The sequence below is a fragment of the Coleofasciculus sp. E2-BRE-01 genome (genome assembly GCF_040221695.1).
Classification (GTDB): domain Bacteria; phylum Cyanobacteriota; class Cyanobacteriia; order Cyanobacteriales; family Coleofasciculaceae; genus Coleofasciculus.
Genome location: NZ_JAVKEA010000178.1, coordinates 24,778 through 50,309, shown reverse-complemented (window position 1 = coordinate 50,309; position 25,532 = coordinate 24,778). Strand labels below are relative to the sequence as shown.

At 43.3% G+C, this 25,532-nt stretch carries 23 protein-coding genes; 11 read left to right on the top strand and 12 right to left on the bottom strand.

Annotated features, from left to right (window positions below):
- Positions 1 to 449 precede the first annotated feature (449 nt).
- The 3 genes from RIG66_RS21975 (at position 450) to RIG66_RS21965 (ending at position 3,025) form a co-directional block, all read left to right on the top strand.
- Positions 450 to 926, top strand: a complete 477-nt coding sequence (locus RIG66_RS21975) for a PIN domain-containing protein (RefSeq protein ID WP_446380856.1) — start codon at positions 450 to 452, stop codon at positions 924 to 926.
- The gene (locus RIG66_RS21970) at positions 913 to 1,119 is read left to right on the top strand and encodes a hypothetical protein (RefSeq protein ID WP_446371174.1); all 207 of its coding nucleotides are present in this window, start codon (positions 913 to 915) and stop codon (positions 1,117 to 1,119) included. The genes RIG66_RS21975 and RIG66_RS21970 overlap by 14 nt, the downstream gene beginning before the upstream one ends.
- 79 nt (positions 1,120 to 1,198) lie before the next feature.
- Complete coding sequence (locus tag RIG66_RS21965; protein WP_446380855.1) at positions 1,199 to 3,025, top strand: AAA-like domain-containing protein; 1,827 nt, start codon at positions 1,199 to 1,201, stop codon at positions 3,023 to 3,025.
- Positions 3,026 to 3,549: 524 nt separating this feature from the next.
- On the opposite strand, the gene RIG66_RS21960 is transcribed toward RIG66_RS21965, so the two are convergent.
- From RIG66_RS21960 to RIG66_RS21940, 5 genes are all read right to left on the bottom strand, one after another.
- A complete protein-coding gene (locus RIG66_RS21960) occupies positions 3,550 to 4,848 on the bottom strand; it encodes an ABC transporter ATP-binding protein (protein WP_446380854.1) in 1,299 nt (432 codons plus the stop codon).
- A 167-nt stretch (positions 4,849 to 5,015) separates the two neighbouring features.
- A complete protein-coding gene (locus RIG66_RS21955; RefSeq protein ID WP_446380853.1) occupies positions 5,016 to 6,119 on the bottom strand; it encodes a hypothetical protein in 1,104 nt (367 codons plus the stop codon).
- A complete protein-coding gene (locus RIG66_RS21950; RefSeq protein WP_446343788.1) occupies positions 6,116 to 6,631 on the bottom strand; it encodes a DUF4365 domain-containing protein in 516 nt (171 codons plus the stop codon). Before RIG66_RS21950 ends, RIG66_RS21955 begins: the two co-directional genes overlap by 4 nt.
- Before the next feature lie 188 nt (positions 6,632 to 6,819).
- Positions 6,820 to 7,041 (bottom strand): hypothetical protein, encoded by a 222-nt coding sequence (locus RIG66_RS21945; RefSeq protein ID WP_446343790.1) that lies wholly within the window; start codon positions 7,039 to 7,041, stop codon positions 6,820 to 6,822.
- 259 nt (positions 7,042 to 7,300) lie between these two features.
- The gene (locus RIG66_RS21940; RefSeq protein ID WP_446380852.1) at positions 7,301 to 9,322 is read right to left on the bottom strand and encodes a protein kinase domain-containing protein; all 2,022 of its coding nucleotides are present in this window, start codon (positions 9,320 to 9,322) and stop codon (positions 7,301 to 7,303) included.
- A 243-nt stretch (positions 9,323 to 9,565) separates the two neighbouring features.
- Here RIG66_RS21940 and RIG66_RS21935 point away from each other — a divergent pair, with 243 nt between their 5' ends.
- From RIG66_RS21935 to RIG66_RS21910, 6 genes are all read left to right on the top strand, one after another.
- Positions 9,566 to 10,114 (top strand): FHA domain-containing protein, encoded by a 549-nt coding sequence (locus RIG66_RS21935; protein ID WP_446380851.1) that lies wholly within the window; start codon positions 9,566 to 9,568, stop codon positions 10,112 to 10,114.
- Between the two features lie 127 nt (positions 10,115 to 10,241).
- Positions 10,242 to 10,643: a four helix bundle protein gene (locus RIG66_RS21930; RefSeq protein WP_446380850.1), complete on the top strand. Its 402-nt coding sequence runs from the start codon at positions 10,242 to 10,244 to the stop codon at positions 10,641 to 10,643.
- Between the two features lie 223 nt (positions 10,644 to 10,866).
- Positions 10,867 to 12,747, top strand: coding sequence for a mechanosensitive ion channel domain-containing protein (locus tag RIG66_RS21925; RefSeq protein WP_446380849.1), 1,881 nt, complete (start codon positions 10,867 to 10,869; stop codon positions 12,745 to 12,747).
- Positions 12,748 to 13,004: 257 nt separating this feature from the next.
- On the top strand, positions 13,005 to 13,241 hold the full coding sequence (locus RIG66_RS21920; RefSeq protein WP_446380848.1) for a hypothetical protein: 237 nt from the start codon (positions 13,005 to 13,007) through the stop codon (positions 13,239 to 13,241).
- A 71-nt stretch (positions 13,242 to 13,312) separates the two neighbouring features.
- Positions 13,313 to 13,984, top strand: a complete 672-nt coding sequence (locus RIG66_RS21915; RefSeq protein ID WP_446380847.1) for a response regulator transcription factor — start codon at positions 13,313 to 13,315, stop codon at positions 13,982 to 13,984.
- A gap of 226 nt (positions 13,985 to 14,210) precedes the next feature.
- Positions 14,211 to 15,482: a sensor histidine kinase gene (locus tag RIG66_RS21910; protein ID WP_446380846.1), complete on the top strand. Its 1,272-nt coding sequence runs from the start codon at positions 14,211 to 14,213 to the stop codon at positions 15,480 to 15,482.
- A gap of 23 nt (positions 15,483 to 15,505) precedes the next feature.
- On the opposite strand, the gene RIG66_RS21905 is transcribed toward RIG66_RS21910, so the two are convergent.
- From RIG66_RS21905 to RIG66_RS21895, 3 genes are all read right to left on the bottom strand, one after another.
- Entirely contained in the window at positions 15,506 to 15,652 is a 147-nt protein-coding gene (locus tag RIG66_RS21905) for a hypothetical protein (protein WP_446380845.1), read from the bottom strand.
- 161 nt (positions 15,653 to 15,813) lie between these two features.
- Positions 15,814 to 16,356 carry a glycine-rich domain-containing protein gene (locus tag RIG66_RS21900; RefSeq protein ID WP_446380844.1) on the bottom strand — a complete coding sequence of 181 codons (543 nt, stop codon included), beginning with the start codon at positions 16,354 to 16,356 and terminating at the stop codon, positions 15,814 to 15,816.
- A 24-nt stretch (positions 16,357 to 16,380) separates the two neighbouring features.
- Positions 16,381 to 17,841, bottom strand: coding sequence for a serine/threonine protein kinase (locus RIG66_RS21895; protein WP_446380843.1), 1,461 nt, complete (start codon positions 17,839 to 17,841; stop codon positions 16,381 to 16,383).
- A 730-nt stretch (positions 17,842 to 18,571) separates the two neighbouring features.
- On the opposite strand from RIG66_RS21895, the gene RIG66_RS21890 reads away from it, so the two are divergent.
- Positions 18,572 to 20,911 (top strand): NACHT domain-containing protein, encoded by a 2,340-nt coding sequence (locus RIG66_RS21890; RefSeq protein WP_446380842.1) that lies wholly within the window; start codon positions 18,572 to 18,574, stop codon positions 20,909 to 20,911.
- Positions 20,912 to 20,922: 11 nt separating this feature from the next.
- Positions 20,923 to 21,648, top strand: coding sequence for a cupin domain-containing protein (locus RIG66_RS21885; RefSeq protein WP_446380841.1), 726 nt, complete (start codon positions 20,923 to 20,925; stop codon positions 21,646 to 21,648).
- A 94-nt stretch (positions 21,649 to 21,742) separates the two neighbouring features.
- Here RIG66_RS21885 and thyX read toward each other — a convergent pair whose 3' ends face one another.
- The 4 genes from thyX to RIG66_RS21865 all read right to left on the bottom strand — a co-directional run bounded on the left by thyX (position 21,743) and on the right by RIG66_RS21865 (position 25,459).
- Positions 21,743 to 23,098: an FAD-dependent thymidylate synthase gene (gene thyX / locus RIG66_RS21880; RefSeq protein WP_446380840.1), complete on the bottom strand. Its 1,356-nt coding sequence runs from the start codon at positions 23,096 to 23,098 to the stop codon at positions 21,743 to 21,745.
- A 62-nt stretch (positions 23,099 to 23,160) separates the two neighbouring features.
- Positions 23,161 to 23,871: a dCTP deaminase gene (locus RIG66_RS21875; RefSeq protein WP_446380839.1), complete on the bottom strand. Its 711-nt coding sequence runs from the start codon at positions 23,869 to 23,871 to the stop codon at positions 23,161 to 23,163.
- 50 nt (positions 23,872 to 23,921) lie between these two features.
- Positions 23,922 to 24,503: a dCTP deaminase gene (dcd, locus tag RIG66_RS21870; RefSeq protein WP_446380838.1), complete on the bottom strand. Its 582-nt coding sequence runs from the start codon at positions 24,501 to 24,503 to the stop codon at positions 23,922 to 23,924.
- Between the two features lie 59 nt (positions 24,504 to 24,562).
- Complete coding sequence (locus RIG66_RS21865) at positions 24,563 to 25,459, bottom strand: hypothetical protein (RefSeq protein ID WP_446380837.1); 897 nt, start codon at positions 25,457 to 25,459, stop codon at positions 24,563 to 24,565.
- Positions 25,460 to 25,532: the final 73 nt, after the last annotated feature.

The following is a 25,532-nucleotide window of genomic DNA, read 5'->3' as shown; positions in this document are numbered from 1 at the left end:
AGGAAGGAAAGTAGACCAGTAGACAAGGAAGCTTTTTCACGAAAAACAGGGCGTTTCGGCTTTTTACAGTTAGCTTGACAGAACAAAATTCTGTACGGTTTTCCTCCCTTGTCTTCTTGTCACCTTGTCCCCCTTGTCTTGCCCCAACCGCACAGTAAAAAACCTACACCTGTCAGGGGATCTAAAGGGGGACATTGAGGAACCTTTTGTTCCTCCGTCCTCTGCCGACAACGACAACTAAAATTAAGTAACTGGACATAAATTCTGTACACTGTACGAAGAAATGTTAAGGAGTCTCAAATCGTTACTGTTCCCTGTTAAAAGTTACCTAATCTCAACCGTTAACTTTAATTTTGTCTGACTACTGTCTGACTACTTACGAATAAGGGCGGGTGAGAAGATTTGAGAGGGTCAGTATTTGGAGCCATGCTGTTACCGAAAACTTGCTCATGGTGCAACCACCTGTCATTTATGCCGACGTTTGTTGTCTCAACCGACCCCTTGACGACCTGCAACAATCTAGAATTCGCCTAGAAGCGGAAGCGATGATTTCTCTCCTGCAAAAATGTCGGGAGGAGAAATGGGTGTTACTCAACAGCGATGCCATTGCTTTTGAAATCAGTAGGAATCCAGACCCCTTCAAAAAAGAGCAACTGGACTCCATCTTATCCGTTGCTACCCGCCTACTTCCTTCCAGCGAGGCAATTGAATTGAGAGCCACCACCTTGATAAAACTGGGTTTTAAGTTCTATGATGCCTTACATCTGGCTTTTGCTGAAGCGGGGGGCGCTGATGTTTTCCTGACTACCGATGACAGGCTGCTGCGAAAAGCTCAACACTATAGAGATTCAATCAACGTAACGGTAGAAAATCCCGTGATTTGGTTGATGGCAACTTTACAGGAGGATAGTAATGAAATTAGCTGAATTGAGAAAACAAGGATATCAAGCTTTAGTTGACTCTTTAGGGGTGGTAGGAATGCTCCGCTTCCTGCAACAATTGGAAGTCGGCTATGGAGATTACACGGTCGAGCGACACCAGTGGTTGGATGAATTGACCCTCGCTGATTTTCAGAGCTACGTTCAGCAAAAGAAAAGCCTCAAGGGTGAGGAGTTATAAGAATAATGGTGTTGGGTACAATCTTGTCAGAATGGATCAACCTGCCGTTACAATTTATTTATGACTGTTTCTCAGGATAATGGATCAGCAAGAGTTCACCAACGCATTTACCAAACTCACGCCGCGACAAAAGGAAGTTTTACAGCAATTTGTCGCCGGAAAGAATGATGGAGAAATTGCGGCAGAACTCTGTATTTCTCAAGGAACGGTGCGAAAACACATCCAGAATATCTGTCAGATATTTGCCCTAAACAATGACGAAGATAAAGGATCATCTCACCGTTCTAAGTTAATTACTGCCATTGCCCACAATTTACCTAATTTAATCCCTGGAGATACGCTGGCGGCGACAAATCAACCTCAGGTTATTCTGAGTTATCATTGTGGCACTGATCCGGATAAAAGCCTTGCTATACAAATAGAAACGGCGTTAACTACCCAAGGGTGTCAGGTGTTCATTGCTAATGGTAGTCTCCGCATGGCAACCCAGGGATTGCAGCAAATTTATGCCGAATTAAACCGTTGCGATCGCGTGGTGTTATTATTATCCCCTCTGGCGGCGTCGAGTGAGATGGTAACCGAAGAGGTGCAATGGGCAAAACGGCGACGGGATCAACACCCGGAGGGGAAACCCGATATTTTGACGATTCGGATTAATTGCCCTTGGACATTACTCAACCATGACTTACGCGGTTATCTCAAAGGGGTGTCCCAGCAAGAATGGCGATCGCCTGAAGATACGCCGATTGTGTTAAATTTAGTTCGGGATTGGCTCTCTACTGATCAACCCACTACTAAAACAAACGCTGATCAGAAATCCTCGACGTTTCCCAGTCCCTATTCCCTCACCCCCAATCATCCGCCTCAACCTGTCGCTGAACCGGAATTACCACGGGGACAAGTCGAATTAGCCTCGGCGTTTTATGTGGAACGCCCTGGTGTTGAACAGCGTTGCTATGAAGCGGTGGCTAAACCCGGTTCCTTAATCCGAATTAAAGCGCCGCGACAAATGGGAAAAACCTCGTTAATGGCACGGATTTTACATCGAGGTACTCAGCTTAATTATGCCACCGTTCCGTTAAGTTTTCAACTAGCGGATAGTAATGTTTTTACGAATTTAGATCGCTTCTTACAGTGGTTTTGTGCGGTGATTACTTTAGAACTGGAATTACCCGATCGCTTGGATAAGTATTGGAGTCAGACGTTTGGTAGTAAGGTGAGTTGTAAGTCCTATTTTGAGCGGTATTTATTGGCAACGATTGCCACCCCCTTGGTGTTAGGATTAGATGAAGTGGATCGGGTGTTTCATTATCCTGAACTCACCGCTGACTTTTTTGGTTTGTTGCGATCGTGGCATGAAGAGGCGAAAAATCGGGAAATATGGCGTAAATTGCGATTAGTTGTGGTGCATTCGACGGAAGCCTATATTCCCATGGATATTAATCAGTCTCCATTTAATGTGGGATTACCGATTGATTTACCGGAATTTGCAGCCGCACAAGTCCAAGATTTAGCCCAGCGTCACGGATTAGCCTGGGAATCAAATCAGGTAGAACAATTAATGGCAATGGTTGGGGGTCATCCCTATTTAGTCCGACTGGCGCTGTACGCGATCGCACGTCAAGAGATTACGTTAGCACAACTGTTAACAACAGCACCAACCGATGCTGGATTGTATGGTGATCATTTGCGGCGACATTTATGGAATTTATCCCAACATCCGGAGTTGGCTACGGCGTTGAAGAAGGTGGTTACGGCTAATTCTCCGATACAATTGGAACCGATGCAAGGATTTAAGTTACATAGTATGGGATTGGTGAATCTTCAAGGGAATGAGGTTACGCCTCGATGCGATTTGTATTGTCAATATTTCCGGCTGCGTTTGAATCGTGTTCATGATTCTTGAGGGAGTTGATGGGACAATTTGGTAGTTGATTTAACGCAGAGGAACGCAGAGGGAAGCGCAGAGGAACGCAGAGGAGATGAAAGAATAGAACAAGGTTATCTATTGTTTAACTGAGTGTATCAATTTCTGCGATCGCGCTTTATCTTTATCTACAATAGGGTTTACGAATAGGGAGAGGATAGGTGATGACAATGGTAACAGCCAAGCCTACAATTACCGGGGAGAAGCTACCGGATGATTTTCCCTTGGGTAGAAACCGTAGGGGCGCAAGGCTTGCGCCCATTAAACCTGTAAAATCTCTTCTACTATTTTTGAGAACAACAATGAATTACAAAGCAGAAATTATCGATTTATAGCGCTTATGACTCAACCCCAAACTCAACCCCAACTCTACACCTTTGATGAATTTATCCTGAGTCTGGGCGGGTTTAGTTACATCTGGGTGCAACCGAAAAGATAATAGTGAAACCCGCCCCTACAGACGTGACATGGCTCACGTTGCGCTAGATGCCGTGAAGATTCAGCTAATTAGATCGAATCGCTTGACCTGTTCTATCGTCAAAGAAATGAACTTTATCAGCATTAATCGATAACCAAATTTGATCGCCGAATTTGACGACATGATCGGCGGGAATTCTGGCTTGTAACCGGGTTTTGCGATCCAGTTTGACTAATAAATAGGTATCATTTCCCAAGGCTTCGACTTGTTCAACAGTAACCGATAAGTTTTTGGGGGCGGGAACACTTACACTCAAATGTTCGGGACGAATTCCTAGAATTAAAGACCGTCCATCATAGTCTTGCAGAAAGGGTTGCCAAATCTCTGGAAGCGTGAGTCGAAATTGGCGATGCTGAATCAAGAGTGGCGCTTTAAATTGAACCGGAATAAAGTTCATCGGCGGTGAACCGATAAATTCGGCGACAAAGCGATTGGCGGGGTAGTTATAAAGTTCTAGGGGAGGGGCGATTTGCTGAATTTCCCCCTGATTCATCACCGCGATGCGATCGCCCATCGTCATGGCTTCGGTTTGATCGTGGGTGACATAGAGGGTGGTGGTTCCTAATTGGCGTTGTAAGCGCACAATTTGACTGCGGGTTTCCGCCCGGAGTTTGGCGTCGAGATTGGAGAGGGGTTCATCCATGAGAAAGACTTGGGGATTCCGGGCGATCGCACGCCCTAGGGCGACTCGTTGCTTTTGTCCCCCAGATAGCTGTTTGGGGTGTCGATTCAGCAGGGGTTCAATTTGTAGGAGTTTGGCGACATAACGCACCTGATCATCAATCGCCCGTTCGCGATCGGAGAAATAACGCCATTGTTTGGGAAGCGATCGCGTTATCCTAATTAAAGCATTCTCCACCCAAAGCGGCTTCTCGGTGGTAGGCTTTTCGTAGTCTAATCCCACCCTTGTCCGCCGCAAGCCAAAGGCAATATTATCATAGACCGTCAGGTGCGGATAGAGGGCATAATTTTGAAACACCATGGCGATATTGCGGGCTTTCGGAGGTAAATCATTCACCATGCGATCGCCCACCCAAATTTTACCCCCGGTTAATTCCTCTAACCCCGCAATCACCCGCAACAGGGTACTTTTGCCACAACCCGAAGGACCCACCAATACCATAAACTCGCCATCGTAGACTCTCAGATTAATCCGCCGCAAAACATTGACGCTTCCCGATGACGGAGACGATTGATCAACGGCTACCAGTGGCGCTTCATCCGTAGGAGTCAGCAAGGGTTCTGTCGTCACAGGCGCAACAGTTGACCCTTCCTGGCGACTAGGAAAGCTTTTGTAAACGTTTTCGAGAACAACCTGGGACACGATGGTGACTGGGGATGAGCGACAGTGATAGAGCTAACTATACTATTATGTTCGTTTGCGTCATCAACTGAAGTCTCGAACCCAAGTCCTCGGTGAGAAGCTGCTACTCGGCGAGTTAGTTATCAGTGTGGCATAATTTCAGAATACAGACAGGATACTTAGATTTTTTACAGATCGTCATCTCTAGGACATAGAGATATCATAGTGCGTTCAACTTTTTCTTCTCCTGTCGCTGGACTTATTGATGATATTTCTCTAATTCTTGCTAAATATATTTTGCCAATAGTGAGTTCAATATCGCTATTAAGTAGAATCTCATCTAAGACTTTACCTGAAATTTTTTCTTGAGTTGAAGAATCTTCAATTTCAAAACTTTTCTTTTTTTTGTTTGCTGCAATTAATTCACCTAAAATATCGAATTCTTCTGGTTCTTCCTCCTCCATTTTGTTTATAAATTCTATCGTCTCAATTGCATTTGAATAATCTAATTCGGCATATTCTCCTTTCTCGGGATTTACCGAACCCCAATCTACAGACAAATTCGCTTTTGAGCTTATTAGTGACATTAAAAATTTTCTATACTTCGCCGCAGATTTTCTTCTTAACCTAATTAACTCTTCTTTTAATTTTTGTTTATCTTTTTGGTTGCTGTTTTTTATTAGCCTTAAAAAACTTTCCGAAACCCTTTCTCCCAAAGGTCTTTCCAAGAAGTTAAGTTGGCTGGGATGTGGAGCTAGAGCTAGCTTTACACCAAAAGAACCTTTAAAAGTTTCAAATAAAGAAAGCTGACTTTTTTCAACTACTTCTTTTGAGATTTTCGTTTCTCTCCCAGATTCAAGCTGCCCAACGGCATTAAATAAATCTTGCAAAGATGTTAAGACAGACCCTATCTCCTTAGCGGGAACTTCTCTTTTTTTGGTATTTTCTAAAAACTTAAATTTTAGACTAAAAATTTCCCTTTGTTTTTCATTTGCTATTTTAGAGGCATTTATTATATTAGAAATTACCTCTGATATTGGTCGTCTCTCGACAAATTCAAGAGTTTTTAAAGCTTCTATCATTCGGTCTTCAAAATCGGGAAGATTTTGATCTAATGGTAAAAGAAGTTGGTACTTTTTTGCGCCATTACCATTCTGAATTGACCATATTGACGCCCTGTTGTCTATTTCTTGGTCTTTTTCCCATCCATGTTCTACTAAATACTCCTCTAAAGAGGATGGTTCTACTAAATCAATTTCTCTTATTCCTGAGTAGATTTGAAGTGAATTCATAAATCTTCACCCATACTAATTTTTTTCATTATCTCATTAAGAGATGAAGGTGTAAATAAGTTCATCCTTGGTATTTTTACCGTAATCGTTTCCGTATTTTGTGTTGATGGTCTATTTTTAAGAGAAGTCCAATATCCACATTTCTTCATCAAGGTTTCTTCTTCTGATATATTGATCCATTTTTCTATAGATTTAGGAACGACAACAACGATTAAAACTTGTGGTACTAAGGGACGTGGGTGTATTAGTTTATTATAATTTTTAACTTCTAAAGGAAAACTCAAAAAATCATTGCGAAGAATATCTGCTGATGTACATTTGACCTGAACGTCAAATTTTGGATATAGTATTTCGCCTATTTCCCCAGGGGTCTCTATAGTTAAATCAATTCCCGAATTGTCCATCATTCTTCTCTTTTTCTCTACAGCATAACCCGCAACTGAAGCAACGGCATGGATATACGCATAACTGAACTCTTCCTTTTTCTCGTTAGAAGATTTTAATTGAACCATGTTTTTCTTGAACTATGTTTAGAATACCTTATGTAAGTCAATCTATAACTTTTGATAAAAATGTTTAGATTCAGGGGAGTGACGAGTAGGATCGCCATCACCTACGCTGACAATTTCCGCTGCAAGAAGTGTTCCCAAGTCTATCCTGGAAGAAACAGCAGCAGTAGGGTTACTGACAATCGGTTAAGTTAGCGCTTGTCTAGCTCATGATTGACAATCTCTCTAATCTCATCTTCAGTGAATAGACCAATGGCAACGGGCTTGGGTGGCTTGCCTTGCGAGTTTTCAACGAATTGCTGTACAAAATCGATTATTACATCGCTGGCTGTACGCCCCTGCTTACGAGCTTCCTGCTTAAATTGCTCCCATAGCTCAGGCTCTATCCTTATCGTTGCCGTCTTAGCTTTCATTGGCTGTTTTGTCTATACAACACATACAGGCTAACACAAGTGATCGCACGGCATAGCAACGGAAATACACAAGCCTCTGGTTTCAATACTGCTCAATACTGCTCGGATAAGCCTTTTTTGGGAACGATGAACCACGATATTTCAAGGGTTTCATTCCCGTATACTGTTCTTAACCGAGCAGTATTGCCCCTAGTTGAGAATATAGGCAATCCTATCTCATCAAACCGTTGAAGTAAGGATCTTGCGTCATAATGTACTGTCATTTCTTCGCCTCGGCTGCGATTAACATGGTTGCAGCATATTCATTATTAGGTTGAATTTCTAACGCCTTTTTCAAAGATGCGATCGCGTCATCAAATCGTTCCAATTCCATATAGGCTTCGGCTTTGTTAATCCAAGCGTTTGCAGAATTGGGTTTAAGCTGAGTGGCGCGATCAAGAACCGGAATTGCTTTCTCCGGTTGACCTAATAAAATCAACGCCACGCCTTGATTAATCCAGGCTTCGGCAAAATCTGGCTTCAGGGTTGTGGCTTTTTCGTAGAGGTTTAGCGCTTCTTGATGTCTTCCCAACTGATCTAACGCTGCGCCTTTACTCCATAACGCTTCCGGATAATCAGGGTTAATGGCTAAAGCGCGATCGCACGCCTGAATCGCTTCGGTTGGACGAACCTGAGTGTTTAAATCATAGCAGCGTTGCCAATGGGTTTTGGCATTGGCGGTATTAGGGGAAGGAGAAGCCGATGGAACAGGTGATGGTGTTGGCTGAACCTTTGTTGGCTTTGGCGCTACGGGAGTTGGTGTTGACGTTGCTGGTTTGGGGGGTGCAGGATTTTGAGTGACTGGGGGTGACTTTTTCACAGAAGGGGAAGGAGTTGATTCCGGTGAAGGAACAGGAGAGGATTGGTTATTGGGTTTTGGTGTATCAGGAGTAGGCTGTTCAGACGTAGGTGATTCTGAGTCTGAACTGGGATTCGTCGTTGTCTCCTCCGTGGAGGAAGATTCAAGGGATGATCTGGGGGAGGCTTGAGTTGCAGAGTTCGCAGAATTAACAGTTAATTCCTGACTCTGATTCGTCGTTTTGCTGGTAAACTGCGGAATCAGCCGTGTTGTCGCGACTCCAGCAATTCCGCCGACAATGCCTAAAATTGCTACAACCCACCACAGATTCAGCCCTCGTTTTGGGTTGGAACCGGGTGTAACAATCGTGGGGACTGAACTCCCGGATGCGGGTTGAGAATTCCGCCAGGTTTCGGGTAACTGAGTGCTACTGGTGTCTGATGGGGATGTGGCTGGGGAATCTGGAAGACCTCTCTCCAAACCTCTCTCCTGCAAGGAGAGAGGCTTTGAATGTTCTGGAAGCGATGCTGTGGTGTCTGAGGAATCGGGTAATCGTTGCGTTGTATCGGAGGCTGGGATATCGCTGGATAGGCTTTGCAGGGCGTCTAAGGCTTCGGTGGCGGTTTGATAGCGATCGCGGAAGTCATACCGAATCATCTGATCCAAAACCTCTGCCAAGTTGAGATTAACATGAGGGGCTAAATCACGCCACTGAATTTCTCCCGTCTCCGGATTTTCCCGCAGCAATCGAGGATGTGTCCCGGTTAAGGCTTGAATCCCTAAGATACCCACTGCATACACATCACTACTAAACCGGGGTTGTCCACCCAACTGTTCTTTAGGAACATAGCCTTGAGTACCAATGGAAATAGTTAAATTGGTTTGTCCTTGAGGATGACTAAATTGAGTGGTAACTTGCTTCACCGCACCAAAGTCAATTAGGACAATTTTGCCATCCTGTTGGCGGCGAATCAGGTTAGAGGGTTTGATATCGCGATGAATCACATTTTGCTCATGGACATACGCCAAAACCTGGAGAATATCCTGTAGTAAGGCAATAGTTTTAGATTCTAACCATTGCTGACCTTTTTTAAATTCCTGGGTGAGGGGATTGCCAAGAATTAATTCTTGTGCTAAATAAAATTCCTGATTCTCTTCAAAATGTGCCAACAGCCGGGGAATTTGGTCATGATTACCCAGTTGATAGAGGACTTGAGCTTCGGTGTCAAATAGGCGTCTAGCGGTTTCCAGACTGGCGGGGTCAGTGGTTTTAGGTTTAAGTTGCTTAATCACGCATTGGGGGTGTCCAGGTAAGTGGAGATCTTGCGCCAGAAAGGTTTGACCAAATCCGCCTATTCCCAGTTGACACTCGATTTTATAGCGTCCACCGAGAGGTTGATCCGTATTTGTGGATTGAAATCGACGGAAAAGATTGAAGCTCATGCCCTACCGCTCATTACAGGAAAACTGAAGCCTTGACCTACTATCTTAATTATTTTTAACGATATGATTTTGATAGTGACCTAATCATCATTATCCTTATTCAGAATCCTTTACCCGATTGTTGAATCGACGACCCAAAAAATTTGACGTGACAACAGGCGTTGCGGTTTCAGCAAATGTCTACATTATCACTCAAAAAACGCGAACCATTACTATAACAGGTGTTCGAGGTCTACCACGTCTATGTATATTCAATTAACCTGGGAAGATCCAGAAATGGGGGAAGTTAAGCGATCGCTCTTAGCTGCACCGATCGCGATCGGTCGAGAATTGGATCAAATGCCAGAGTATTGGGGAGGAGAGTCGGTATCTCGGTTAGAACTGGCGAACCCAGAGATCTCCCGGTTTCATGTCCTGATTACGATGGCAAACAACCAAATCTATATTACCGATCAACGTAGTGCTAACGGTACCTTTCTAAATGGGCGACCCCTGCGCCAAGCCAATCAACCCATTTCCTTTAAAGATACCCTACGGATGGGTCCCTATAAAATGACCGCCACCTTAGTCCACAGCAATGATCTGAACGCCACCGCCCAGAGTCCCAATGTATCCAGTTTTACACCGTCGATGAAGTCTATCCCCCAAAAGAAAGTGGTGATCTGGGCGATTGGGATAGGGGTTTTGTTATTAACCACATTTGGTGCATGGGCAGTAGCCAGCACTATTTTAGAGCGATCGCGTCCTCAACCTTCGCCCACAGAGCCGTCTAGTAGTCGTCTGGTGAAATAAAGCTGGGGGAGCTGGGGAAGCGGGGGGAGCTGGGGGAGCTGAGGGAGTTGGGAAGGCTGGGGAGGACTAACTTAGAGTTTATTTGAGTAGTAAGTATTTGGTTTAGTCGAGGAAGATGAGTAGAAACATGTTGAAAAGCCATAGAGATTTAGAAGTTTATAAGATGGCGTTTGATTCAGCCATGATAATTTTCGAGTTATCTAAAAAATTTCCTGTAGAGGAGCGATATTCTTTAACTGACCAGATTCGTCGTTCTTCTCGCTCAGTTTGTGCCAATCTAGCAGAACCATGGCGTAAAAGACGATATGAAGCTGCCTTTATTGCTAAATTGAATGACTGTGAAGCAGAAGCGGCTGAAACTCAAACTTGGATAGAGTTTGCTGTTAAATGTAGCTATATGGATATTCAAGTCGATCGAGAAGTTTATGGAACTTACAACCAAGTTTTAACAGGTTTCGTCAACATGATCAACAATCCTTCACCCTGGCTTATGAAGCATTCAATTTATCCAATTAATTTACCCAATTAGTGATTTCTTAAATCCGGCGCTAGTAGTCATTTGTGAAAATAACCCATCCCTAAAAATGCTCCCCCAGCTCCCCCGGCTCCCTCTGCTCCCCCGGCTCCCCCGGCTCCCTCTAAGACGTTGGCGGTTTATCCTGTTAGGATTATTGACGCTGCTGCTAACACTGAACCCATTTCCCAGCTTTGCCCAAACATCCCCAACCAATCATAATGACAAAGCACCAATCGTGCTAGATGGTCGCGTTTTATTAGAGGTAAGAAGTTTAAATAATAACTATACAGCAGAAAATCGGGCAAAGCGGATCAACGATATTTTGGCGCAAGCGGTGCAATCCTCTCAACCTGCAAGCGTTGAAGTGAATCAGACAGAGGATCAAACCACGCTAACTATTCCTTCCTTGCTTGAGTCAGACCATTTACTCACTGTAACCGACAAGGATGTCCTACCAGAACTAACGGCTCTTCAGCAAGCCCGAATTTGGCAGAGAATTCTGGAAAAGGCATTTGTACAAGCCCAATTTGAACGATCGCCCGCCTATATTCGTCAGGCGTTAGGCTTTGTCCTTGGGGCGATACTGGTTGCGATCGCGATTCATCTGGGTTTACTGTTTCTGGGCAAATGGGTGTCTCATCGCTTGAGAGTGTGGCTAGGACAACCGACATCCTCCTTTCACGCCTGGGAAGATCCCGCCCAATTCATGGTACGCCTTGCCCAACTAGGGTTACAGGGCGGATTATGGATCGCAATCGCCTATTATGTGACTGATTTGTTTCCCGCCAGTCGGATTTGGCGCTATGAGTTATTCGATTTTATCGCTAAGGTTTTTGGCATTCTTAATGCACCAGTGATTAGCTTAGGTAGTAGTAAATATTCTGCCCTAGAATTACTATTGCTTTTGGGCTTAACTGTTGGATTGTGGTTTGCGGTTAGTGCTCTGACTAAACTGTTTAAATCCTATGTCTTAGCCCACACCGGAGCTGAACCAAGATTGCAAGAGGTGATTACTGTCCTCACTCAGTATGTTCTCACCTTTCTCGGATTGATTGTTCTGTTACAAATTTGGGGTTTAGATGTTGGATCTTTAACCATTCTTGCCAGTGTACTCGGTGTGGGGATTGGTTTTGGGGTTCAGAATATTGCTAATAACTTTATTAGCGGGATTATTATTACCTTTGAACGCCCCATCCAAATCGGCGATTTTGTCAAAGTCGGTGATTTACTGGGAACCGTAGAACGCATTGGCGCACGTAGTACGGAGATTTGTACGTTAGATCAAGTTACGATTATCGTACCCAACTCACGCTTTTTAGAGACTGAGGTAATTAACTGGAGTCACGGGAATCCGATTTCTCGGCTGCGGATTCCTGTGGGTGTGGCGTATGGATCAGATATCGATAAAGTCCAAACCGCGTTACTCGAAGCCGTGAAAAATCATCCCGAAGTGCTGCTGCAACCGCCGCCTCAAGTATGGTTTCAAGGGTTTGGGGAGAGTTCCCTGGACTTTGATTTACTGGTGTGGACAGGAGAACCGAAGAAACAGTTTAAAGTTAAAAGTGATCTCAACTATCGGATTGAGGAATGTCTGCGTCATCATACGATTGAGATTCCCTTTCCGCAACGGGATTTACATCTGCGATCGCCTAAACTTGACGAAATTTTTAACCTGTTATTATATCGGGATGCATCAACATCGTCTCCTCGATCAATTGAGCCGACGAATGGGAATCAATCCAACCCTACTTCCCAATCTCAACCGCAAGATTCCCTCGCGGCTACGACTGAGATATCCGGATCAGTATCCCGGACAATCACTCCAACTAAAACCCTAACCGAGGCAGAAATTGAAGCATTAGTTGCAGCGATGCGGGGTGCAGATGGTGTAGAAATAAAAGACCGCCGCTATCGAGGAAATCTTTATCCTCAATGCTTCATTGGTGCAGAAGCCGTGGAATGGCTAGCACAACGGACTCAGGGTTCTCGACAAGAAGCGATTCGCATCGGACAAATTTTGATTGATAGCGGTATTATCCATCATGTTATTGATGATTATCCGTTTCAAGATGATTATTCATTTTATCGATTTTATCGGGATGATCGTCTGGTATGACTTGAAGCTAGGGCGTCGGAGATCGGACTCATGACAGGATGATGCCTACCGGAGTGGCTACGGGTTTTATGGCAAGGCGGAAACTATTGGGCGGTTTTATCGAGTTTTTTACTTTTTGAGTTTAACTTGGCAGATGAACCCGAAAAATTCAGGGCTGTTTAAGGGTTTAACGGCGATGAACGCCAAGTAGAAAGGTATAAGCAACTTGATTACCCCGGTAAGAAGGTTGAATTTGGAAAATTTTAGGAGGTAATGCTGTGAAGCTGAAGATTATCGCTTTTTCACTGTTATTGGGTTTGACATCATTGCTGGGAGCTTGTCAGACTGATACAACTACACCTGATGAGACGGGTGTAGAAGAGCCAACTCCAGCAGGTGAAACTGAGGTTATGCCTGGAGAGGAAGAGGCTATGCCTGGAGAGGAAGAGACTATGCCTGGAGAGGAAGAGGCTATGCCTGGAGAGGAAGAAGAAGACGGTGAGGCTACGCCCTAAACCTAGCTTGATCAGAACGTGAACAGCTTACCTTGGGAGCGATAGGTTCTATTAAGTAACAGGTGTCAGAGATGAGACTTTTACTCGTGGAAGATGATGAGCGCATTACCGATGCCCTAGAAGAAGATCTCACCGATCAACATTATGCGATCGATGTGGCGCATGATGGAGAGGAAGGGTTCAATCTCGCTGATTCTGTCACCTATGACTTAATTTTGCTCGACATTATGTTACCCAAAATCGATGGGATTACACTTTGTCGGCGACTACGCTCCCAAGGCTGTAGCACTCCGATTCTGATGCTAACGGCTAAGGATACAATTACGGATAAGGTTGTGGGATTGGATGCAGGAGCTGATGACTATTTGGTTAAACCCTTTGACCTGCAAGAGTTATCAGCTCGCATTCGAGCCTTACTACGTCGGGGTGTTTCCACCGCCCCCCCGGTATTGGAGTGGGGTAAACTACGGTTAGATCCAAGTACCTGTGAAGTTTTTTATGAAGCTCGCCTCTTATCGCTTTCACCCAAAGAATATTCGTTGTTAGAATTTTTCTTGCGCCATGGTCGTCGTGTATTTAGCCGCGCTCAAATCTTAGAACATCTTTGGCCCTTTGAGCGACTCCCGGAAGAAGCGACGGTGAAAGCGCATATCCGCAGTTTGCGACAGAAACTTGAAGCTGGCGGCGCTCCCAGTGATTTGATTGAAACGGTTTATGGTTTGGGTTATCGTTTGAAACAGTGATTGGTGATTGGGAAAGATTTATAATTCAAACATCATAAGTTAGTCAGGGCGGGTTGAGTTCAGTTAGAGGTTTTTTCCTCAAGGTTATCGGTAAAACCCGCCCCTACGCTCGGTCAGGGCGGGTTTTGAATAAATGTTATTATACCTAGTGAAACGAAAGCACATAAACCCGCCCCTACACAATCAAAACTCAGACGTAGGATGCTACGTCTCTACGGTTCTTAGAATGTTTCAAGGTTTGCGCTGGCGTCTATTGTTGTCTTACCTAACTGTAATGGCAGCAATTTTGAGTCTCTTTGGCACGGGAGTTTATGTCTTTGTTAGCCGCAATCTTTATTACCAACTGGATAAAAAACTATTGACTCTGGCTCAAGCCGCCGCCGCCTCGTTTACGCCTGTGAAAATGAAGGGACCTCAATATCTTAATCAAGTGGATGCGGTTCCCTGGCGTGATATTTTTAATCGGGATCAGCAAAGCTTAGAATGGTTTGATGCCAAGGGTCAACTTTTGGCAAGTCGAGGCGCTCTAGAGTTGGACTCTCGACTCCGAGTCGGTTCTCAAACTCAAGAGGAAAAGCAAAAGCCTAGACAGGTTCGCACGTATACCATTTCTGTGTTTAAAGATGGCTCAACTCCCAATCAGCCCTCTCTAGAAGGGTATATTCGCGCCTCGCAATCGATGGAGGATATCCAAATTGTCCAACGCCAAATGCTGTGGGGATTGGGAATGGGTGGTGTTATGGGGTTAGGTTTAGTAGGTTTGGGTGGATTGTGGTTGACACAGAAAGCTGTGGAGCCAATTGAGCAAAGTTTTCAGCAACTTAAGCAGTTTACGGCGGATGCCTCTCATGAGTTACGCAGCCCTTTGATGGCGATTAAAGCATCGGTTGATGTGATGCGAAATCATCCGGAACGAATTCATCCCAAAGATGCGAAAAAGTTAGCGGCGATCGCGAGTGCTACGGATCAGATGAGTCACTTATCAGAAGACTTACTTTTTTTAGCGCGAAACGATAGTAAGATATCAACGCCTAGCCGTGAGAAAAGTACAATCTCTCTGAATAATATTTTAAAGAACTTGCTGGAGTTATTAGAACCTTTTGCACAAGGTAAAGAGGTGACACTCCAGTCTCAGTGGCTAGCCACAGTTTCTGTGGTAGGGGATGAATCACAACTGAGTCGTTTATTTTGTAACTTGCTGGAAAATGCGATTCAATATACGCCGACTCAAGGGAAAGTAGACTTGATTTTAGCGAAAACTAATCGTTTTGCTATTGTGAGTGTTAAAGATACCGGAATTGGCATTGAGCGAGAACAATTACCCTTTGTGTTTGATCGCTTCTGGCGGGCGGACAAAGCCCGTTCTCGGCGCGAGGGGGGGACAGGGTTGGGTTTAGCTATTGCGGCTGCGATCGCGCAGCGTCATGGCGGGAAAATCACGGTGACGAGTCAGGTTGGCGTGGGAAGCTGCTTTCAGGTGCGTTTACCCGCCGTGTAACTGACATTTGCATGTAGGCGTGATTATCGACTGACTAACAAACTGTCTTCCTGACGAAACGAACGCGATCGCACTCTTTGTCCCCGGTTAATCTCTGTGGGCTGGATCAGGAGTTCAACACCAAATACCAGCCAGATCAGTAGTAAGCCAATATAATGATTTTCATTCATTTTCTTTAATTTTTTCATAACTATTGACTATTGAAAAAAGCTACCGATATAGCAGTAGACACCTCGATTAGGACGTTCCGAACTGTTGTAGAGACGTTCCGGCGGAACGTCTCTACTAAATGATGTGTCCTAACCGCTATAGCGGTTGCTATATCTCTCCTCTACAGGAGTTTCATGATCACGGTTAACATCTTTGCCAAGCATTTCTGACCTACTGCGAATATATTTAGTTTTGGGATAATCCAGTATCGATGACGATTAATCCATTGAAAGGATACACCTTCGCCTCTCAACTTGGGCGGATTCCAAATATCTGCGGGGGGTTGACCAAAATAACAACGATAGATTGCTAAGGTTCGACAGTATTGATCGTAGTATTTGAGTCCCTCCTCTTTTCCACCTAAACTTGGTACATGGTGCAATGATCGATGGAGTACTTTGCCACAAAATTCATCCCAATAAGACTGGGTATAAAGTAGATGGAGATGCCAGACTCGATCAACTACTGTAGAAGGAGATAATACTTGATCAGCCACCATCACCAGAAACACAAATTTTTTGTACTCTTGAATTGCTCGATAGGTATAAATTCCTGTCCACTGATATTCCCAAGATAATTTAGCCGAAAAAGGAAAGCTAGCTGATGGCTGATCTAATTTAAATTCACATATCCGCGCATATAAGTCCTCCTGCTCTGGTGTCATGACTACTTCCTCTATCTAATAAGACTAACAGCCCCCACAACTAGGCGGTTCTGGTGGCACTCTTGGAGTCGGGTAAATTGTTTGCATTTCCAAATCTAGGAAATCACTTAATTCCTTTCCCAGCCACAATAACTCTGCTTGAGAGAGTTGATTATTCCCGACTTTGTATTCAATATTTCCAGCATAGATAGATAAACTTGGAGGAACAATAACGGTTCCTCTTTGTATTACTTGCCTTTGCTCATCTAAATAGCGATCAAATTTGTATCCCGGATTGTACGCCAAAAGATTAATGTCTTTAAAATGAGACCATTGTGTTTGCCATTGAATAGGTTGTGATCGCTCATGAAAAGTCCCTATACGTATACTGGCAGTTCGAGCAATACACATGATTGTATGACGCGGATATTTAACTTTATTTAAAATATGTATAGTACCAAAGATAAGCAAAAATATTCCAACGAATACCGTGAAAATATATCCAGTGACACCCAAATTAAAAACCACAATAAAAATAACTATAATTGTCGAAAAAATGCCAACAACGCTAACACAGGAACTCTCTGTTGACACATCAATACCTAAAGTTACTATTTTCAGTCGATCGCGATCGCGGTACAGTTCAACTTTACTCCCAGCGGGTCGAAGATTGAGATAATCTCCATTGCTTCCATCTTCTGATTTCAGCGCAGTCAGTGCTGATTTAGCTGAGTCAAATCGTCGATCAAGATGAGGATGTGTCATCTTCTCTAACCACCTTGAAAACTTACGGCTAATCTCACTACTATCGAATTTAACCTGTCCATTAACCTGAGTCAGTTCGGCTGGATGGACACCTGTAATTAAATAAATTAGAGTCATCCCTAAACTATACAAATCCGACGCCATGGTTGTTTTTCCACCAAATTGTTCCAGCGGAATATAACCATAACTACCGACGATAGTAATCGTACCGCTATCTTTACTTGCCACCGTTTGTACGGAGCCAAAGTCTACTAAATAGATATCGCCAATACTGTTGCCAGAACGGTTAGTGAGGAGGATATTACTCGGTTTGATATCACGGTGAATTACTGGCGGTATTTGCCCGTGGATATAGATGAGAATATCCAACAGTCCCTCGGCTAATTCGATCACCTCTGTTTCAGAAAATTTCCGTCCATTCTGAATTGCTGCTTCTAAAGAAGGAGCATCAATATAGGTTTGTACCAAAGCAAAACCATGAATATTTTCAGTCTCAAGCTCAAAGTAATCCAGATACTTGGGAATCGCTGGATGATTGAGGTTTTGCAGGGTTTTCACTTCTCGTTCAAATAGTTTCAAATCATCCCACTGGAAACCTTGGTCGAATTGCAGAATTTTGACAATCACTAATTTTTGAGCGTGAAGATCCTGTGCCAATAATGTGCGTCGTCCCGCTTTGTGACTGAGTTCCTGGCAAATTTGATAGCGGTTGATCAAGATAGTACCCATTTGTATTGCCATATTAGGCTAAATCCTATGTAATAAATGAGATAAGTTTATCTTTTGCCTAGGTTTTTGTCAAGCATGTTCTATTTAAATCCTATTTAAATCCTATTTAAATCTATTTAATAAAACATTAACGGATGTGCTTTTTGTCAATGAGTCAATATACTTAGTATTTTGTACCATTTTCAGTAAGCCATTGCTCAGCCTTTGTTTATAAATTCTGACGGTTAAGGGTAATTTTATGCCAAAGAGCAATGTTTGTTATAAAACTTAACATCCAGGCGATTATCACAGAACTTACGCCGATTAAGCATATATAGTTCCAATAGTGGGTTAGCGAACCGTAACGCACGCTATAGATAGAGGCTATGCGTAAGTCCTATCTCAATCAGGGAGTTGGGGATAAAGATTAGTTAGGGCTTGCTGAATAAGTAGTAGGTGTTAAGGCATTTGATGAAACTTGATTACGATTGTCATTATCGATAAGCTGTCGGGGAATAGTTGCACTTATAAAAAATTATCTTTAATCCTATTTTTCCAAAACAATGACTGACTTAAGCAATTTTAATTAGCCTCATTAAACCTAAAGTTTATTCTGCACTTTTTGGGCATATTTATATCAACGACTTTGGCGAATTCAAGTAGATTTTAACTGAGTCATGTCAGGCGAAAGACTGTTTATCCTCTATATTTGTTACACTATTACGATAAGATCACTTTTGCAAAATTTAGGTATTCCATATATATGGCAAAGCCGTCACTCAAAGCATCCACAAATGGAATTCAAGTTGCCAAACAAGCCCTAGTCAGCGCCGATTTAATGCAGAAGGACTTGATACTTCGAGTGGGCTGTAGTCGGCAGCCGATCACGAATTTCTTTAAGGGAAAGCCTGTGGCGCAGCCACTCTTTATCAAGATTTGCGAACATCTGGATTTAGATTGGCAAGACATTGCTGGTTTATCGATGTCTTCTCATCCAATAGTGGCATCGAATCCAACTCAGAGCAACCCCGATAATAGGACTGACCTAGATATCCTTATACAGGATTTGCGCCAGAAAGTCTATTCCAGTATTCGGGAACAATGCGGCACGATGCGAGTACTGGATATGTCTCACCCTATTGAAGTTAACGATATTTACACCAACGTGAATATCCTAGAGCAGATTACGGGGCGCAAACACAGACGGATTGAACAACTTTTACAGGAATGTGACGCTGATGACTTCCATCGCTTTGGCTTAGGCAAGATTACAGAAGAACGGATATCCGGGTTGGCAGCGGTGCAAACCTACCAGAAGTTAATTATTTTGGGCAAACCGGGTGCGGGTAAAACCACTTTTCTTAAATACTTGGCGATTCAATGCAATGCCGGAAACTTTGAAACTGAACGAGTCCCTATCTTCGTCACATTGAAAGACTTTGCGGAGGCAGAAGGTAAGCCGAGTTTGCTGGAATACATTAGCCAAAAAGTGGCTAACCAAGCGTTGCCAAGAACCAGCCCAATTGTCCACGATCAGTGGATAAGTGATTTTTCCACCCTTTTTCACTATGGTAAGGCATTAATCCTCTTAGATGGCTTAGATGAAATCAGAGCAGAAGATCACGATCGCGTGATCAAAGAGATTCGGGACTTTTCTCAACAATTTTGGCATAACCACTTTGTCATGACTTGTCGTATTGCCGCCTGGGAATACACTTTTGAAAAGTTTACAGAGGTGGAAATAGCTGACTTTGATCAAAATCAAGTTGAGGCATTTATCAACAAGTGGTTTAACGGTAAGCCAATCAGTGGGAGTCGATTGATTGAGTACCTAGCCGAGAACTCTCGAGTTCAACAGCTCGCCGTAAGTCCACTCCTTCTCACTCTCGTTTGTCTAGCATTTGAAGAATCAGGAGATTGTCCAAGTACCCGTTCTGAATTGTATAAGGAAGGGATTGATGCTCTATTGAAAAAATGGGATGCTAAACGTGGTATTCACAGAGATCAAGCCTATAAAAAATTGTCCCCTCAACGCAAAGAGGATTTGCTCAGTCAACTGGCGCTGATCACCTTCCAGCACAAAGATTACTTCTTTAGGCAATCCTTTGTTGAACAATTTATTGCCGACTATATTCGCAAACTGCCCAAGACTAGCTCTGAGCCTGAATACCTCCAACTCGATAGTGAAGCTATTTTACACTCTATTGAAGCACAACATGGTTTATTAGTTGAGCGAGCCAAAGGCATTTACTCCTTTTCCCACCTCACCTTTCATGAATATTTCGTTGCCCAAGAAATCGTTTTTCATAGTAATGCTTTGGACTCCGCCTTGGCACAACTGATGCAATATGTTACGGAGCGGCGTTGGCGAGAAGTCTTCCTTTTGATGGCTGAGATGCTACGAGATGCTTCGATTTTGTTATTATCTATCAAGCAGCGAGCCGATCAACTGCTGGCTGGATCAGATAAGTTTCAGAGTTTCTTAGCCCAAGTCTGTGAGCTGGCTGCAGCGCCAGAACTTTCTGGGATTAAAACGGCGGCTGTGCGAGCGTTTTACTTTGATATTGACTTTGAAATTGATGAAAATCGCTCGGTTGCCTTGCAATTGGATCGACGAGCTAATCAGTTAGTTTGTGCCAGTTTTCTGACTCGTATGTTACCAGGAGTAACGTTAAAAGATGCCCTTTCCATAGCCCAAAACTACGATAACAAAATATCTGAGCCGACAAAAAAAATAACCGCTGCTAAATCGGCGAACACCGTGATGCTGTTCGCCATCAAAATTGCTCTAAATTCAGGGGAATTAGCCATGAAAGAACGAGAACTACTCAGAACACTCTTACAACGCCTGAATGGAAAATTCCCGAATGATGAGACGACGAGAGAAATTGCCGATAAAGCCAGAGAAGTGGCTAAAACACGGCATCATATTGGACAAGAGGGATACTTTAACTTACAGGAGAAAGAAAAACTAAGACAATATTACTATATCATTCAACTTCTCGTCGAATGCTTAAATAGTGATGGATGTATGTTAGCCCCTGAGCGGCGTCAAGAAATCATGGATACTCTATTTTTCCCCTGCTCTGTCGTAGTTATTTGAAGACAATCACCATGACTCTGAAACTCTACTCACTCCAACACAATAGTGTTGAGGATCTTAGTCAGGATACATTCCCAGCAATCTTGAGAACTTGGCAAGGAGGCTCCCTTGAGCTGCCAACAACGGGAACTCACTTCGGGTTCATTCACCAGGGACATCCGCTGCTATTTCGGCGATGGCGTTCAGAACATTATCGTCTACACCCTTGGATGTACTTCTGTTTGCCGAATCAAGGTTATATTGAGGGACAAAATTCATCGGGAATGGTGATTACTTGTCTAAACTATCAAGGAATGTTCAGTTTAGGTGGAGCCATTGAACCAACGGGTCGATTTGCTTATATTGACGGTGGTACAAATAGCCTACTCATCCCTCCTATCAAGTTAGGTGATCCTTGTTTAAATGCTATGTATTTTCCACCAGGGGTCAATCAAACCTTGCATACTCACCCAAGCTATCGCATTGGCATTGTGGTAGCTGGTGCCGGGGACGTTGAAACTCCACAGGTTGTCACGAGTGTAGAACCGGGTACTCTTTTCTTGATTCCAGCGAATAGTTTGCATAAGTTTCGGACTCATCACAACAGCTTAACTGTTGTGGTGTTTCATCCTGATAGTGATACGGGGTTTACCCATCAAGACAATCCGATGCTGAAGCGAACAATAGTGGATGGGATGAGTGCGGCTGAATTACCTCAGATACAAACTAAAGTTTTAAGGAGAGGGAGATTATCCTAACTTGCTAAGTAGGAGAGACGTTCCGCCGGAACGTCTCTACAACAGGGAGGATTTTGTCGCTTTTGTTACAGTTTTTAGAAAATCTGGCATCGATTTAGGGCGATAATTTAGCTTTTTTGGCACGGTTTTCTTTATACCACTGAGCGACAGCCGGAGACCATTGTTCAAAATGTACATAGAGAAGCTCACAGAACTTCTGCGCCTCTAGTTGAGCATCTTTTTTCCATCGTAAGTCTAAAAGATGCATCAGCGATCGCATATTACAACTGAGGACAAAATTCTGTCTGGCGTCAAAGGGAATCAAGCCTCTAGCATGTTCTTCAGATAAGCCTTCTTCAATTCGTTGCTGATACCGTTGACACGCCGCTAAACACCACTTTAGATCTTCATTCCGTTGGGCTTCAGAATAGAAATAACGCTTTCCCTGACGGTTTGTGTAGTTTCCCACAGGGCGTAGGTAAAATACCTCTTCTACGTCTTGCTTTCCTTGAGCAACATTAATAATTCGCTGTCCAGTATAGCGAAAGGAATTATGAACCACCATTCCATTAGCGACAAAGTTATGCCATTCACCGTCTACCTCTAAATCATAGGTCTTATGTTCACCCAGATACTCAACCTTAATAACGTTGACGGGGTGCGCCTGAATGTTAGTACCAGTAGACTGTAGCTGAGATTGCCACTGTAATAGTTCTGTGTTACTAGCCACGGCTATACCATTACACATCACCGAGCAAGACTTTGTTAGTTTGATAACGCAGCCATCTGCCGATATGACTAAGCCAACGGCATCACCCATCCTCTGCCAACCTGCTGCTGTAAACAAGCGATGATTTACCGTGCAATCAAGGGTTTTACCATCGGCTAAAGTGACTCGATAAACGGGCTGAATTCCACTATATATTACATCTTTAATAGTCCCCATTTCAAATAATCCCTTGTCTTCATTGAGAACGCGCAACTTCATTGATTGGATGCGGTTTTCCCCGTTGCTGTGATAGGGTTTATACGGTTCTCGCTTTATCTTTGATATTGATTTTTGAGGGATATTTTTTTCACCATTTGTCCATAGGTCGTACAACTCCCCAATCGTTATTCTGAGTTCTTTGGACGTTTCCCCCTTATCGTTAACAAACGTTACCTGAGTATTAGCCGCCAAACATTGAACATCGAAGCTCACGCCAACTCTATGTGTGCGAACTTGCTGCATCATTGAGTGAGGGAAATAACCAACATTAAACGTAATTTGGGGATGTTCTAAGCATCCATAATGTCCTCGCTCACCCGCCAACAAATGCTTAACAATCAGTTCACCTGACCGCTGTTCGGGGGGCCAGCGATCGCGGCTATGCCAAACATAATCTTCTGAGTAATCTTGGTGCATTGCTGCCCAAACCAGTTGTTGCGGATTTGGTGTTGCTGCAATTACATCGATACAAAATCGTTCCACTTTACTCAACCTATGAAATAGTCCAGTGATCCTCTTTATTATAGTAGTACAATGACTAATATTTATCTTATTCCTAGTAATCTTGCGGCTATTCCTGAAGCTACTTTTTCTAATGCGATTCCTACCGTTACAGTAACAGCGAATCCCAAACTATTTTTAAATACAAGCCATCCTACGGCAAAAGCAATTCCGACAATAGTCACAGATGTTATACCCAGAATAATTTCTCGATTTAGCGACTGCTTGCGAGTTTGAGCAAGTAATTTAAAGAATTTTTCTCTACTTGCTCCTGAGTCATATAAAGAAGATGAATTGGAAGTATTTTCAAAAAAAACTATAGTGCATAGTTTATCCCCGTAGCTTAGTTTTACCGTATCTCTGGAAAAATTTTGCACTGGTATTATTAATTCTCCTTCTGCCCATCCAGGATCAACTTTTGTGGATATATTAGATAACCCCCTTGAAACTTGAGATACTCTTGATAAAATCAAAGCTGATATTGATCCATCTTGAGGCATTTTTATTTTTTCTAAAGTTCCAATCAGAGCAATATCTCCTGGTTTAATTTCTATTTTACCTTTTTCGTTTAGAGTGACTAGATTAGGCTTAGCAATAAATCTTTTGCAAAATCCTCCTACCCGCAAATCATACCCCATAGGGGTTATGCAATCATCTGAGCCATTCTGAATTAACAGGGTTTTTTCTTTTTTATTCCACTGTTCTTCATCAAAACATAAAATCTTTTTCAAGTCAGTGTCTGTGAGTATAGACATTTAACACTCCCGCTTAAACTCACAATATTTATTAGACTTTGAATGAGAGTTCAAACACGAGCAATAATTACAGAATTAGGTTGATCCTGATACTTACCCTGACGAGTTTCATAGCTAACGGAACACGATTCTCCTTCGAGAAACATCAACTGTACTATTCCTTCATTGGCGTAAATTCGACAATCCGCACTGGAAGAGTTAGATAACTCTAATGTTAAGTAGCCTCGCCAAGCTGCTTCAGCCGGAGTTACATTGGCAATGATTCCACAGCGGGCATAAGTACTCTTGCCAATACAAATTACTGTAACGTTTTCAGGGATTTCTAACCGTTCTAGAGCAACTCCTAGACCATAGGAGTGTGCAGGCAGAATAAAATAGCTGCCATTAACATCTGTATAAAGTTTTGTTGGCTCTAAATTATCAGGATTAAAATTCTTTGGATCGACTACAGTACCGGGAATATGTCGAAAAATACGAAATTCCATCGGTGAGAGTCTGATGTCATAGCCAAAGCTACTTAAACCGAATGAGATGACAGGTAAATCATCAACACGACGCATCTGCTTAGACTCAAACGGTGTAATCATACCCTTTTGAGCCATTTGAGTTATCCAGGTATCGTTTTTAATCATCGCAGATCACTATAAGCCGACTTACTAGGATACCCTAAATGGCAACCAATTGACTTATTTTATTTTGAAGATTTGAAAAAGTCACATAACAAAGGTACAACATTATCAAACCATCTCAGTTGCGCTCCACTCCAGGCATTGGTTTTAGAGGTGGCTAGCATGGCTCGCCCGTATGCTTTTCCTTTCTCGGTCAGTCGCCGCTCCCTCGAACCGGGTTTTGTCCATTCCTGAATGCCTAATTCATGGAGTGCGGCGTTGACTTGAGCGGCTTTAACTTTTCGTCCTAATTGCTGTGACACCTTCTCAGCCACTTGGGAGGCGATCATCCCGGATGGTTCCTCAACCGAATCGGTGACTAAAAGCTGCTGTGCTTCGTTGGCTGCACTGGTTAAAGCCGGAAAACGCTGGGTGAGTACATTCAATTTCCAAGACGCGATCGCACGTTGATCCAATCCCGCTTCTTCTAACCATTTGGCGATTAACTGTAACCCCTGATCCAGTTGCTGGAGTTGGTTATCCAGGGGAAATTCATCGGTTTGGGGTAATTCTGCGATCGCACCGTCTATGTCTTTGGGATAGGGAGTCTCAACTGACTCGATATCACTTGCTGTTTTAATTTGGAGAGTCTCTAAGGATGTAGCATTCGCCGCTTCCACTAAAGCCGTTGCTGTCTCATTCCCTGCATCCGCTTGATATTGCCAAAATGCTACGGCTGCATCCCAGGATGATAACGCGATCGGTCTCGGTTTGTCCGGAACCACAGTCTTGACAGTTTCTGGCAAGTTGTTTTCGTTTGATTTACAAAACTTTTGCGCTGTTCCCTTACTTTTTCCCACGACTTCGGCGATTTGCCTGTGGGTGAACAACAAACGCTGATCCTGATCAGAGGTTAGCTGATAACCAGAAACCTCAATGTTTCCAAGCTGGAAACGAACCGCTTTCGCTGCCGCTGCCATGTCACTGTACCTTGCGACAAAACACGTTCAGGTAAACATTGTACAGTGTTCTACTCTATTCTGTACCAAACTG